Source organism: Pseudoalteromonas sp. PSi26 (assembly GCF_054960575.1).
Genome location: NZ_JBHNYT010000012.1, coordinates 86541 through 100582 on the forward strand (window position 1 = coordinate 86541; position 14042 = coordinate 100582).

General features: G+C 38.5%; 13 protein-coding genes. 12 read left to right on the forward strand and 1 reads right to left on the reverse strand.

Annotated features, from left to right (window positions below; translation table 11 throughout):
• The first annotated feature begins 5 nt into the window (after positions 1 to 5).
• The 8 genes from ACFI34_RS13710 (at position 6) to rlmM (ending at position 6605) form a co-directional block, all read left to right on the forward strand.
• A complete protein-coding gene (locus ACFI34_RS13710) occupies positions 6 to 380 on the forward strand; it encodes a SirB2 family protein (RefSeq protein ID WP_462673882.1) in 375 nt (124 codons plus the stop codon).
• A gap of 144 nt (positions 381 to 524) precedes the next feature.
• Entirely contained in the window at positions 525 to 1352 is an 828-nt protein-coding gene (locus ACFI34_RS13715; RefSeq protein WP_462673883.1) for a tetratricopeptide repeat protein, read from the forward strand.
• A gap of 14 nt (positions 1353 to 1366) precedes the next feature.
• The gene (locus ACFI34_RS13720; RefSeq protein ID WP_138741042.1) at positions 1367 to 2620 is read left to right on the forward strand and encodes a DUF819 family protein; all 1254 of its coding nucleotides are present in this window, start codon (positions 1367 to 1369) and stop codon (positions 2618 to 2620) included.
• A 9-nt stretch (positions 2621 to 2629) separates the two neighbouring features.
• A complete protein-coding gene (gene kdsA / locus ACFI34_RS13725) occupies positions 2630 to 3484 on the forward strand; it encodes a 3-deoxy-8-phosphooctulonate synthase (protein WP_462673884.1) in 855 nt (284 codons plus the stop codon).
• 118 nt (positions 3485 to 3602) lie between these two features.
• Positions 3603 to 4499: a transcriptional regulator GcvA gene (locus ACFI34_RS13730; RefSeq protein WP_006794510.1), complete on the forward strand. Its 897-nt coding sequence runs from the start codon at positions 3603 to 3605 to the stop codon at positions 4497 to 4499.
• 2 nt (positions 4500 to 4501) lie between these two features.
• Positions 4502 to 5134: an alpha/beta family hydrolase gene (locus tag ACFI34_RS13735; protein ID WP_462673885.1), complete on the forward strand. Its 633-nt coding sequence runs from the start codon at positions 4502 to 4504 to the stop codon at positions 5132 to 5134.
• Positions 5134 to 5502 (forward strand): DUF423 domain-containing protein, encoded by a 369-nt coding sequence (locus tag ACFI34_RS13740; protein WP_462673886.1) that lies wholly within the window; start codon positions 5134 to 5136, stop codon positions 5500 to 5502. Before ACFI34_RS13735 ends, ACFI34_RS13740 begins: the two co-directional genes overlap by 1 nt.
• Positions 5503 to 5519: 17 nt before the next feature.
• A complete protein-coding gene (rlmM, locus tag ACFI34_RS13745; protein ID WP_462673887.1) occupies positions 5520 to 6605 on the forward strand; it encodes a 23S rRNA (cytidine(2498)-2'-O)-methyltransferase RlmM in 1086 nt (361 codons plus the stop codon).
• 75 nt (positions 6606 to 6680) lie between these two features.
• On the opposite strand, the gene cysZ is transcribed toward rlmM, so the two are convergent.
• Positions 6681 to 7391: a sulfate transporter CysZ gene (gene cysZ, locus ACFI34_RS13750; protein ID WP_462673916.1), complete on the reverse strand. Its 711-nt coding sequence runs from the start codon at positions 7389 to 7391 to the stop codon at positions 6681 to 6683.
• Between the two features lie 263 nt (positions 7392 to 7654).
• Here cysZ and ACFI34_RS13755 point away from each other — a divergent pair, with 263 nt between their 5' ends.
• The 4 genes from ACFI34_RS13755 to speA all read left to right on the forward strand — a co-directional run bounded on the left by ACFI34_RS13755 (position 7655) and on the right by speA (position 14039).
• Entirely contained in the window at positions 7655 to 8116 is a 462-nt protein-coding gene (locus tag ACFI34_RS13755; RefSeq protein WP_462673888.1) for a GNAT family N-acetyltransferase, read from the forward strand.
• Positions 8117 to 8324: 208 nt separating this feature from the next.
• Positions 8325 to 10565, forward strand: a complete 2241-nt coding sequence (locus ACFI34_RS13760; RefSeq protein WP_462673889.1) for a sensor domain-containing phosphodiesterase — start codon at positions 8325 to 8327, stop codon at positions 10563 to 10565.
• Positions 10566 to 10765: 200 nt separating this feature from the next.
• A complete protein-coding gene (locus tag ACFI34_RS13765) occupies positions 10766 to 11635 on the forward strand; it encodes an MYG1 family protein (protein WP_462673890.1) in 870 nt (289 codons plus the stop codon).
• Between the two features lie 490 nt (positions 11636 to 12125).
• Positions 12126 to 14039 carry a biosynthetic arginine decarboxylase gene (gene speA, locus ACFI34_RS13770; RefSeq protein WP_462673891.1) on the forward strand — a complete coding sequence of 638 codons (1914 nt, stop codon included), beginning with the start codon at positions 12126 to 12128 and terminating at the stop codon, positions 14037 to 14039.
• Positions 14040 to 14042: the final 3 nt, after the last annotated feature.

The window sequence follows — 14042 nt, forward strand, 5'->3', positions numbered from 1 at the left end:
GGCATATGGATTATTTAGCAGTAAAGCACTCACACATGGCAATAGCAGCATTGAGTGTATTTTTATTTTATATTCGATCTTTCTCACGGATGGGCAGTGGCAAAATTGCTCGCAATAAAGTTGTATTTATTGGTAGTCATAGCATTGATACATTACTTTTAATTTCTGCATTTATACTCATGTATATGGGGAAGATAAACCCGTTTGAGCAACACTGGTTATTAGAAAAAATTATATTAGTGGTTGCTTATATTACTATTGGAATTATAAGCGCTAAGCAAACTGATTTTTTGGCTAAAATATCATACCTTATTGTAAATACGTTTGTTATTTTAGCTATTGGTTATTTGGCAACAGCCAAGTCAGCAATACTACTTTAAGCCTTAAATAAATTTACCGAGCTTTAGCATCTCTAAAGCTCGAATATTCCCTCCATGCATTTGATCAAGTACATTTCGTTATTGGAATATATTGGCAAAATTAGGTAAACTACGCGTTCGTTTTCTAGAAATGTTGCAGTATTGATGACCACTTTTGGGTTTGATGAACACGATGACGCTTATATTGATGATGCTTACGATGACTTTACCCCTACGGCAATCTATCGTTGCATTAAGGCTGAATCGAAATGGGATCCACAACTAGACTTAACAGACGCTTTTGATGTTCTTGCTGATTTTGAAAAACAAATTAATGCATTATGTATTGTTGTACCCGACTCTCATGAACGCTTAGATAAGTTACTAGACACCTTTTACAGTACATGGCTTTTTAGCGCTTCGAGTTTAAAAGTACCTGAGCATAAATTAAATAGCCTAAGCTACACCCTAACTATGCGTAGCGGCTCGCCAACCACACTGGCAATTTTACTTTGTCATTTTTTACAACAGGCTAACCTCGATGCCAGTATGAGCCTAAATCAAGGCGATATAGGTGTTCATATTGCTATGAGCGATGAAGAAGGCTATTTGGTTGAGCCAAGTAGCGGTCAGCAAAGTTGGTATATTATTCCTGAAAATGCTGATGAAGCTGAAGGGCAAGAACAAGAGCCCTTAGAACTTATTTTTGACGATGAAGTTTATAAGCTTTTCTTAGCGCAGCAAAAGTGGTCTTTCATTAGTGAAAATAAATTTGGCCACGCATTAACATGCGTTGAAATGTTAATGGAACTAATTGGCGACGACCCCTACGAAAGGCGTGACAGAGGGTATTTATTAAATCAGCTCGATTGCCCTAAAATGGCCCGAGATGATCTACAATTTTTTGTAGATGAATGCCCAGATGATCCAGCAATAGAAATCATCCAGCACCAAATTGAAGAATTAGAAGATAATAATAAAACTCACCATTAATATTAGGGAATATCATGGTCGAAACACAAAGCGCATTAATCACCAATGATGCAGTTGTGCTTGGTTTACTTGCGGTTATTTTGGGGTTTATATTTAAAACCTCAAACAGCGAGCGCCCAGCATTAAAAACGTTCTATAAATATGTACCGGCTCTATTACTTTGCTACTTTTTACCTTCTTTGCTGAATACGTTTGGTATTGTCGATGGTAATAAATCGAATGTTTATTACGTTGCTTCACGCTATTTATTACCTGCCTGTTTAATACTTTTAACTATTAGCATTGATTTAAAAGCGATTTTAAACTTAGGCCCTAAAGCATTAATTATGTTTTTAGTCGGAACGCTCGGTATTGTTATCGGCGGACCTCTGGCTATTTTAGTTGTGAGCGCGGTAGACCCTACAATTGTAGGCGGGCATGGGCCAGATGCCGTATGGCGCGGCATGACCACCGTAGCTGGAAGCTGGATTGGAGGTGGTGCAAACCAAGCCTCAATGAAAGAAATGTTTGAGGTAGGCGGCGATATTTTTTCAGTGATGGTCACCGTTGATGTCATAGTGGCTAATATTTGGATGGCAGTTTTGTTACTAATGGCAGCTAACCATAAGAAAATTGATGCTGCTACAGGAGCAGACACCAGCGCCATTGAAGATTTAAAGCAGCGTGTTGAAAAATACCATGCAGAGCATGCGCGCATGCCAACGCTGAATGACTACATGACATTGCTTGCTATTGCATTTGGTATTACTGGTTTAGCCCATTTTTGCGCAGACTTTTTAGGGCCGTTTTTCGCTAATAATTATGCGTGGGCAAAAGAGTACAGCTTAACCAGTAAGTTTTTCTGGTTAATTGTCATTTCAACTACTATTGGTATTAGTTTGTCTTTTACTAAAGTAAGACAGATTGAAGCATTTGGTGCATCTAAAGTAGCCTCAAGCTTTTTATACATTTTAGTTGCCTCAATTGGCTTACATATGAATGTAACCGCTATTTTTGATAACCCGGGCTTGTTTTTAGTGGGCGCTGTTTGGATGCTAGTACATGCTGGTTTAATGTTGCTTGTTGCAAAATTAATTAAAGCACCACTTTTTTATATGGCAGTAGGCTCGCAAGCTAATGTCGGAGGTGCAGCGTCTGCGCCTGTTGTTGCGTCAGCATTTCATCCTTCGCTTGCCCCTGTCGGTGTTTTACTGGCTGTATTAGGTTATGGAGTGGGTACATACATGGCTTATATTTGTGGATTAATGTTACAAGCAGTTGCACCTTAAGGAATTAAAATGAAAGATCAAATTATCAAAATTAATGATATTGAATTAGCAAACAACAAACCGTTTGTTTTATTTGGTGGTATGAACGTTTTAGAGTCGCGCGACTTAGCCATGCGAATTGCTGAGCATTATGTAGAAGTGACAACTAAGCTAAACATACCATATGTGTTTAAAGCATCATTTGATAAAGCTAATCGTTCTTCAATCAACTCGTACCGTGGTCCGGGAATGGAAGAAGGGTTAAAAATATTTGAAGAAATTAAAAACACCTTCAACATTCCTCTTATCACTGATGTTCACGAACCGCATCAAGCCGCGCCGGTTGCTGAAGTGGTTGATGTTATTCAGTTGCCTGCTTTTTTAGCCCGTCAAACAGACTTAGTTATTGCTATGGCAAAAACAGGTGCGATTATAAATGTTAAAAAGCCGCAATTTTTAGCACCGCATGAAATGCGCCACATCATTACTAAATTTAATGAGGCTGGTAATAATAATATTGCACTTTGTGAGCGTGGTTCTAGCTTTGGTTATAATAACCTGGTTGTTGATATGTTAGGTATGGATGACATGAAAGCAATGGCACCAGTGATTTTTGATGCAACGCATGCGCTGCAACGCCCAGGTGGTCGTGCAGATTCAGCTGATGGGCGTCGAGCTCAAGCGGCAGAGTTAGCCAGAAGTGGAATGGCTTTGGGGATCGCTGGTTTATTTATAGAAGCACATCCAAACCCGAATGAAGCAAAGTGTGATGGACCATGTGCATTAGCCCTTAGTAAATTAGAAGGCTACCTATCGCAAATGAAAGCGGTAGATGATTTGGTTAAGAGTTTTGCGCCGTTAGATACCAGCGCTAGCGACTTATAAAAAGAGACCGCATAATAAAAAGCGACATTAGTCGCTTTTTTTACACCTTAAATATACTCTTTCTCGTCATGGGTATATAATTCATGCATAAGAAAAACTAATTCAAAGCTTGGTTATTATGTCAAGACGAGTCCCCCCATTAAACGCACTCAAAGCATTTGAAGCTGCAGCACGGCATTTAAGCTTTACAAAAGCCGCAGAAGAGCTTTATGTAACGCAAGCAGCTGTCAGTCATCAAATAAAAACACTCGAAGAACATTTAGGTTTAAAGCTATTTTTACGAAAAAATCGTTCGTTATTATTAACGGAAGAAGGCCAAGGCTATTTTTTAGATATTAAAGAAATTTTTACGCAATTGATTGATGCCACTGAAAAGTTACTTGCGCGAGGGGCTAAAGGCTCATTAACGGTAAGTTTAACCCCTAGCTTTGCTATTCAATGGTTAGTGCCTCGTTTAAGTTTATTTAATGAATTACACCCTGAAATTGACGTAAGAATAAAAGCACAAGACCAAGACGAAAATTCGTTAAGCGACGATGTTGATATTGCTATTTACTATGGGCGCGGCCACTGGAATGGGGTGCAAGCTTATAAGCTACATACAGAGTATTTAGTGCCATTGTGTAGCCCGATGTTATTGAGTGGTCCTAAACCACTTGATCAACCTAGTGATTTAGCACAGCACACCTTATTGCATGACACGACTCGTAAAAATTGGAAAACGTGGATGAAAACTGCAGGTGTACGTAATGTACAAGTAAATCAAGGGCCTATATTTAGCCACTCTTCTATGGTGCTGCAAGCTGCCGTTCATGGTCAAGGCGTTGCAATTGGGAATAGTGTGTTAGCTAAACCAGATATTGATGCAGGGCGATTAGTTATCCCATTTAGCCACAGTCTAGAAAGTAAAAACGCTTATTATTTGGTGCTTCGTGAATCACAAACTGAACTGGGGAAAATAGTGTCATTTAAAGAATGGATGCTAAGTTTGGTTGAACAAGAGCAAGAGTATTAATCATGATTGAATGGTTTAAAAGTCAAAGCCAACCCACAATTGCACAGTTTATTTTTGCTCATGGTGCTGGTGCTGGCAGTGATTCTGATTTTATGCAGCACGTGGCTGCACTGATCAGTGATCAGGGTGTTGATGTTGGTCTATTTGATTTTGAATATATGCAAGTTGCAAAGCAAACTGGCAAGCGACGCCCACCAGAGCGTGCTCCCAAGTTGCTTGCATACTACGAGCAAGTATTAACGCATGCTCAACCTAAATTACCATTGTTTATTGGCGGTAAATCAATGGGCGGGCGAATGGCGTCAATGCTTGCATGCACAACTAAGCAGCCGATTAAAGGCGTTATTGCATTTGGTTACCCATTTCATCCACCAGGTAAACCAGACAAGCTTCGTACAGAGCACTTTGCTGATATTCCTTGTCCTTTTTTAGTGTTGCAAGGTGAGCGAGATACATTTGGTACGCGTGAAGAAATAAAAACGCTGGCAATGCCAAAACAGCCCGACTATGTATGGCTGGCTGATGGTGACCACTCATTAAAACCACGTAAAAAAAGTGGCATTACTGAATTAGAAAACCGCCAAATAGCAGCTTCTAGTACAGTGCAATTTATAAACAAAATGTTGGATAAATAATGACAAAACTATTTTTAATAGCAGGCAGTTTATTTTGTATGCTTTCGGTTATGTTGGGGGCTTTTGCCGCTCACGGACTAAAAAGTCGTCTATCAGAATATTCAATAGGTGTGTTTAAAACAGCCGCAGAGTATCAAATGGTGCACGGTTTAGCATTAATTGCAGTAGCTTTACTCTTAAAATGGGGTATTAACCTAAATTGGGCTGGCCACTTTTTTATAATAGGTACACTGCTTTTTAGTGGTAGCCTATATTTATTAGCACTGACAGGAATGGAGTGGTTAGGGCCAATCACTCCTCTTGGTGGGGTGTGCTTTATTATTGGTTGGATTGTTATTTTAGTGCAAGTTGCACGATTTAAGTTTTAAAAAGTTTAAGGGTTATTATGTCTAGTGTTGTGATTTATTGTCGCAGTGGGTTTGAAAACGATGCAGCTGCTGAAATAACATTTCATGCTGCTGAGCAGGGTTTTGCAGGGTATGTAAAGGCAAAACCTAATACAGGTTACGTTATATATGAATGTTTTGAAGCGCAGCATAGCGACGAGATAATCAAAAAAATCGATTTCAAAAATATGGTGTTTGCTCGCCAGTGGTTTGCCGGCACATTATTAGAAGATATGCCTTTAGAAGACCGTGTAGGCGCAGTTGTGCAAGCAGCTAAAGATTTTCCTTTATGCGCTGAATTACGAGTAGAGACTCCTGATACAAACGAAGGTAAAGAACTGCTTACTTTTTGTAAAAAAATATCCACACCGCTTAAAAAAGCACTAGAGAAACAAAACACTGTGTTGCGTGAGCCAAAAGCAAATCGGCCTGTGATGCATGTGTTATTTTTGGAAAATAACACTGCATATGTTGGCTATTCATACAGCTATAACAATTCACCCAACTTTATGGGGATTTTACGTTTGCGTATGCCAAGCGATGGTCCTAGCCGTTCTACACTTAAACTTGATGAAGCGTTTAATGTGTTTATACCAGAGCAACAAAGAGAAACACGTGCTGCTGCCGGTATGCGATGTGTTGACCTAGGCGCATGCCCAGGTGGTTGGACATACCAGTTGGTGCGCAGAGGCATGTTTGTTAATGCAATAGACAATGGACCAATGAATGATAACCTAATGGAAACAGGCCAGGTTAAGCATTTTAGAGAGGATGGCTTTAAATATCGTCCAGAGAAAAGAAACATAACTTGGCTTGTATGTGACATGGTAGAAAAACCAACCAAAGTAACAAGCCTAATGATTGACTGGGCAGTTAATGCCTATGCAAAAGAGCTTATTTTTAATCTTAAGTTACCAATGAAAAAGCGCTTTGACAGTGTATATGAGTGCTTAGCAATGATAAAAGAAGAGCTCGCTAAGTACAGTATTAGCTACGAATTACAAGCTAAGCATTTATACCATGATAGAGAAGAGATCACGGTACATTTAAACGTGATTAAAGTCCCTCAAAGCTTATACAGCTGATTGAAGACAAAAAATGGGTCGCTAGGCCCATTTTTATATACATACTGTTGCTAAAGTAATAACTTCATTTAAGAGTTAGCTTCGGTATTTTGGTCGGTAATTATCTACCCACAAACGTGTAGCACCGCATACGGCAACAGGCATAACAATTAGGTTCACAAATGGGATGGCTGTTAATAACATAACAGCAAAACCAAACCCATAAGAAAGCCCCTGTTTAGACTTTAAGTCGTTTTTCATCTCTTTAAAATTAATTTTATGGTTATCAAACGCATAATCTTTATATTGCACCGCATACATCCAGCAAGTAAATAATACCCACAGAATTTGCCCTATTACCGGTAATACCCACAGTAATATAAAAAAGCCAATAGCACGTGGTAAGTAATAGCATAGCTTGGTCCACTCACGGGCAAGCATACGTGGTATATCTTTTATTAAGTCAGCAAAGCCATCATCGTTAATTTTTTGACCCGTTAGGTACAATTCTACTTTTTCGCTTAAAAGTGCATTAAATGGGGCTGCAATAAAGTTTGTAATCACGGTAAACACCATACTATAACTAAATAGCACGACTAATACCGCAATTGGCCACATTAACCATTCTAACCAGCTTAACCATTCGGGAAGCAGATTGTTGATATAATTAAAACTGTCACTCAGCCACCCAAATAAGAAAAATAATGAACTACCGAATAATAAAATATTAATCAAAAGCGGAATGAGCACAAAGCGCTTTAATCCTTTTTGGCTTATTAATTTAAACCCTGAAAAAAAATATTCCATACCTTGTATGATCTGCACAACAACCTCAATCAATGTTTACAACTTAAGTTAGTATAAATAGCTTAATAATTTTGAACAGCTATTTTGCGTAACAAAGTGTTTAAAGCAAGGTATACGCATTTTTTATCAGTTCCTTATTTGAAAGTACTGAGTCTAAATCATTTAAAGCTCTAATTGCGTTAAAACACCTTGCAGAGGTTGTTCATTTGTTACAATTCGGTATAGTTTCACAACATATAATTAATATAAATTTGAGATACTCAATGCAGTTAGTTGATTTAAAACCGAATGACCAGGATGTGATTAATGTTTTTGCTGATATCGACCGACTTATAAACTCTTTGTACCCAGTAGCGACCGCACAATCTCTCACGTTAGGTGAGCTTGATAAACCTAATGTTTATGCAATTGGTTTAAAAAACGACGACGGGATTGTTGCTTGTGGGGCAATTGTGATGCAATCAGGGGAACCATCTTACGCAGAAATAAGGCGCCTCTATGTAAACCCAAGTTACCGCGGGAAAGGGTTATCTCGTAGAATAATGCAAATTCTTTTGCACTACGCAGGTGAAGAAGAAATACCATTAATTAGATTGGAAACCGGCCCTAAACAAATTGAATCGATTAAATTGTATGAAAATTTAGGGTTTAAACGGTGTGGTTGTTTTGGCTCTTATCAAGATAACCCGCAAAGTGTGTTTATGGAGCTTGGCTTAAGCCAATAAAAATCAGATTTCTGAACGGCTATATTTTTTATAGGCTGACGCTGTGTTGTTTATTATTGTATAAAAAAAATTAATTAACAGTAAAAGTCGATTATTTACAACTATACTTTACGTTACTTAAGCGAATAATTTTATTCGGTACTTAATACTGTACTGTTTTTAAAAACATCTTTAAGCTAAAAACAATAATGAAAGTGTGTGGTGTCAAATGGAAACAGTTAGATTAAAAAAGTTGTTATCCCATCAGCAAGATATCTTATCTAAAATAGCGCTAGGGCTTCCCTTTGAAGACGTTTTAGATGAGATATGTTTGTCTATAGAGGAACTTATTGATGAAAAATCCGCTAAATGCTCTATTTTGTCACTAAACAAAGGACAACTACTTCATTGTGCTGCACCTAATATTGATGCTGGATATTGCCAAGCAATTAATGGCGTTCATATAGGTCCAAGTGTTGGCTCATGTGGCACTGCAGCTTATTTAGGTGAGCGCGTTATTGTTGAAAATATAGCTAAGTCACCTTTATGGGCAGACTTTAAAGAAGTCGCTTTACAGTTTGGATTACGATCGTGTTGGTCGACCCCTGTTGTTTCAACTAAATCTAGTATTTTAGGTACTTTTGCCATCTATCACGATAAACCTAAAAAGCCTTCAACTTTTGAACTTGAATTAATCGACTACTTTGTTCACTTTACCAGTATTGCGCTTGAAAAAAATTATGATTACATAAAAGCTAATCAACTAATCAATGACTTGGAAAAAAGTAATGAAAAATTTGAGGCATTTACAAAAGTGATGCCCGATTTAACCCTCATTATTAGTGAAGAAGGTGAGTATATAGATATATATGGCACCACCGACGCACTTTTATATAAATCACAATCAGACTTAATAAATAAAAAAATTAATGATGTGATGCCAGCAGAAGATGCCGCACCAATAATGGCGGTAATAGATAAAACGTTGCTTACAAATGATGTGCAAGTATTTGAATATGAGTTAGATATCGACGGTAAAATATTGGTTTTTGAAGGTCGTACATCGCCCATTAAAGATTACCAATCAGATAACCCATCTCAGCGTTACATTGTTTGGGTTGCCCGCGATATAACCACAAGGAAAAAAGCAGAAAAAGAAGTAGAAAGACTAGCCTTCTACGACCCATTAACCGGTTTACCAAATAGGCGAATGCTAAACGACAAATTATCAGCCTATGTTGAGAATATAAAGCAAAGCGATGTGACTGGTGCATTGTTATTTTTAGATTTGGATAACTTTAAGCGAATTAACGACTCAGTTGGCCACAGCGCGGCTGATGAAGTACTTGTAGAGCTTTCAAAACGATTTAATGGTGTTGTTGGTGAAAAAGATACATTAGCCCGAGTTGGCGGCGATGAATTTATTATATTGCTTGAATATGTTGGCGATAACACCGAAAGCGCGATTTTAGAATCAGAAAAAAAGGCTAAAATAATACAAAGTGTTTTTTATGATAAATTTGAAGTGGGTCGTTTAGCTTTTCAAGTTAGTTGTAGCATCGGTATTTGTTTAATAGATAAAAGTAATCATTTAACCGACAACATTCTTAAATTTGCTGACACGGCTATGTACCGTTCTAAAATGAAAAATGGCAATAGTTGCAGCTTTTATGATCCAGAGTTACAAGCTCTACTAGAAAATCAGGCAGAACTTGAAACCGATATTGTCAGAGCAATAGCACACGATGAGTTTAGTGCTTATTTTCAGCCGCAGGTAAACGCTAATGGAAAAATTACAGGTGCAGAAGCTTTAATTAGATGGCAGCACCCAAGTAAGGGACTGATTGCGCCTAATGACTTTATTCCAATCGCTGAGCAAAATGGGGTTATTCAAAAACTTCAAAACACCGTGCTGCGTGATATTTGTATTTTAATAAATGAGCTTAACAGCAAGCAGCTGATTGATGATTCATTTAAAGTGTCTATCAATATCAGCCAGGTCCAGTTCAATTCAACGACGTTAAAAACTGAATTATTAAATGTTGTTAACGACTATGGCGTTAACCCATCGAATATTAAGTTAGAGATCACAGAGTCTATGCTTAGCGGCGATATTGCCAGCGTGATATCGCAAATTGATGAATTAAAACAGCAAGGTTTTATTTTTTCGATAGATGATTTTGGCACGGGCTACTCGTGTTTGACGCATTTGAGCTCGTTTTCGGTGAATGAATTAAAAGTAGATAAAAGCTTTATAGATAAAATATTAGATAAAGGCACAGGGTTTAGTATTGTGCAAACTATTATTAATTTAGGTAAAAGCCTTAACTTAACAGTTGTTGCTGAAGGTGTTGAAACCGAAGAACAATTTACCGTACTTAAAACAATGAGCGTTGACATGATTCAAGGCTATTTAATTGCTAAGCCTATGAACTTCGACGATTATTTATGCTGGCATCAGTCTTATTAAAATGTAGGCACCTTCAATTTTAAATTAACATGCTTTGGTAATTTGGCTGGGGTCTGTCGTAGTATTAAAACGACTAACAAGAATCCTGTTCTTGTTAATCACATTCGTATAAAATTCACCACTTAACGTCCTATAGTTTTCACTATTAACGCAATACAGAGCGAGACTTCCTTATCCTTTCTAATAAAGACACCAGTTCAGTGACCGATTTAACAGTAGTTACTCATAACGGTAATTTTCATGCCGATGATGTATTTAGCATCGCGGTGCTTAAACATGTCTACCCTTCGTTTAATTTAGTACGTACACGTGATAAAGCGCTTATGGACAGTGCTGATATAGTGATTGATGTGGGTGGGCAATACGATCCCGATACCGGGCGTTTTGATCACCACCAGCGCGGAGGTGCGGGGGAGCGTGAAAATGGAATACCGTATTCTTCATTTGGTTTGGTGTGGCAAAAGTATGGTTTAGCACTATGTGATAATAACCAAGCAATTGCAGACAGAGTAGATGCCGGGTTGGTCTCAACCATTGATGCAATTGATTGTGGCCATGTTGAAGGGGTGCAGCAAGGCATAAGCTTAAGTCAAACAATTTCAATGTATAACCCAACATGGGAAGAGAGCCCTGAGTTTGATAAGTGCTTTGATGAGGCTGTTGAATTTGCTTCTCGTATGTTGACTCGATTCATAGCGTCAGCAAGTGGCAGTGTCAATGCAAAAGCAATTGTAACTAAAGCGATAGAAAGTGCAGAAGACCCACGCGTTATTGTGCTTGAAAAATACACCCCATGGAAAAAAACAGTGCATATCTTGTCAAGCGAAGCATTGTACATGGTTTATCCTTCACATTCAGGTCAATGGATACTTCAAACTGTCCCTGTCGAGCCAGGATCGTTTGAAGATAGAAAGTCACTCCCTAAAGCATGGGCTGGTTTATCTGATGAAGATTTCCAAGCACATACGGGATTAGACGACGCTGTGTTTTGCCATAATGGGTTATTTATAGCCGGTACTAAGTCGTTCGAAAGTACAATGAAGTTAGCCAAAGTGGCCTTAGCTGAATAATTGATTTTAGCTTCAGTAGCTAATTAGCCTGATTTTTGAATAGCAAACAGCTAAAGCAAATTTCAGGCTAAGTAATTAATTTGCTGCTATTTAGCTGTTAAAACCCATCCGCAATAATACTTAATCAATTTGAAGATTTAAATTTTCACGCTAACGGTTAAAAATTCGGCATAGCAAAATTAAATAATGAATACAAAACAAAAGTTTTTTATTAGCAGGCCCCTAACCACGCGTATAAGTTGAATAAATTTTTTATTAAAACCAGACCTATATTTCTCCTCATAATAAATAAACGTATGACTAACCTGATTATTATTTGCAACTAGGCCTCATTAATTAAGGGTTTGTGGGTCATGCTCTTTACTATTTACTGATAATATTAAAAATCACTCGTTACGAGTAAAAATACTTGTTGGACTTGAAACTCTATTTTTCTTTAAATGCGCGCAATTAGCCGAACCGGCATTCATCAAATAAAAGAGAAAGATAAATGAAAGAGACAACATCACTAGAACAAGCTCGCACGAGTTACAATGTTCGTCATTGGAGCCAAGGCTTTTTTGGTATTAATGATCAAGGTGATGTGTATGTTGCGCCAAAGGCTCACGCCCCAGAGCAAACTATTGCACTAACAGATATCGCAAAACAACTAGAAGAAAAAGGATTAAGCTTACCGGCTTTAGTGCGCTTTCCACAAATTTTACATCATCGTGTGCACAGTTTATGTGGTGCATTTAATACTGCGATTGAAAACTATGGCTACCCAAAAGACTACTTATTAGTTTACCCAATTAAAGTAAACCAACAACGCGAAGTAGTTGAAGAAATAGTAGCAAGCCAAGCCGAGTTAGAAAAAAAACAATTAGGCCTAGAAGCGGGCAGCAAACCAGAGCTTTTAACTGTTTTGGCAATGGCAGAAAAAACCAGTGCAGTGATTGTATGTAATGGCTACAAAGACAAAGAATATGTGCGCTTAGCACTTATTGGCGAAAAGCTAGGCCACAAAGTATACATAGTGCTTGAAAAGCTTTCTGAGCTCGACATGGTGCTTAGCCAAGCAAAAGCGCTAAATGTTAAACCACGCATTGGTATTCGTGTACGTTTAGCATCGCAAGGTAAAGGTAAGTGGCAAGCAAGTGGCGGCGAAAAATCTAAATTTGGTTTATCAGCGTCGCAAGTACTGCATGTAGTGAACCGTTTAAAAGAGGCCGGCCAACTTGATTTAATGCAACTTGTGCATTTTCACTTAGGCTCGCAAATGGCAAACATCCGCGATGTGCGTTTAGGGGTAAGCGAAGCCGCGCGCTTTTATTGTGAGTTACGCAAATTAGGCGCAAGCATTGAGTGCTTAGATGTTGGGGGCGGTTTAGCGATTGATTACGACGGTACACGCAGCCAATCTCATAACTCAATGAACTATAGCTTAGCTGAGTATGCAAATAACATTGTGTATACCATAGGGGATACGTGTAAGCAGTACGCGCAGCCTATGCCGACTATTATTTCTGAGTCGGGGCGTGCACTAACGGCGCACCATGCGGTGCTTATATCAAATGTTATAGGCACAGAAAGCTACGTACCAGAACAGCTAAAAGCGCCTGCTGGCGATGCACCGCTTTTATTAAATAATATGTGGGCCTCGTTTGTGCAGTTAACCGATTTAACTGATGACCGTGCACTGATTGAAATTTATCACGATAGCCAAGGGGATTTAGCAGAGGCGCATAACCAGTTTGCACTTGGGCTTTTAGATTTAACGCAGCGTGCGTGGGCAGAGCAAGTTAATTTACGTATTTGTTATGAGCTTAATAAACACATGGATAACAAAAACCGTTTTCATCGCCCGATTATCGACGAGTTAAATGCGCGTTTAGCTGATAAGTTTTTTGTAAACTTTTCGCTTTTTCAATCATTGCCTGATGCGTGGGGGATTGATCAAGTGTTTCCGGTATTGCCATTAAGTGGCTTAACCGAAGCACCAAAAAAACGTGCTGTATTACTTGATATAACCTGTGATTCAGACGGTGCACTTGAGCACTATGTTGATGGCCAAGGCATTGAAAGCACACTACCGGTGCCTGAGTACAGTGCAGATAAACCCTACCTAATGGGCTTTTTCTTAGTGGGTGCGTACCAAGAAATTTTAGGTGACATGCATAATTTATTTGGCGATACACACAGCGCCATTATCAATATGGATGAGCAAGGCGTTGCCAGTATTAGCGAAATAAATCTAGGTGATACTGTAGCCGATATGATGCGTTATGTGCATTTAGATGTTGAAAGCTTTCAGCAGTCGTATGCGCAGTTAGTGTCTGCAAAAATAGATAAAAATGAACAGCAAAGCGTTTTAGACGAGTTGCAAAGTGGCCTTAATGGCTACACTTATTTAGAAGAGTTATAAGCA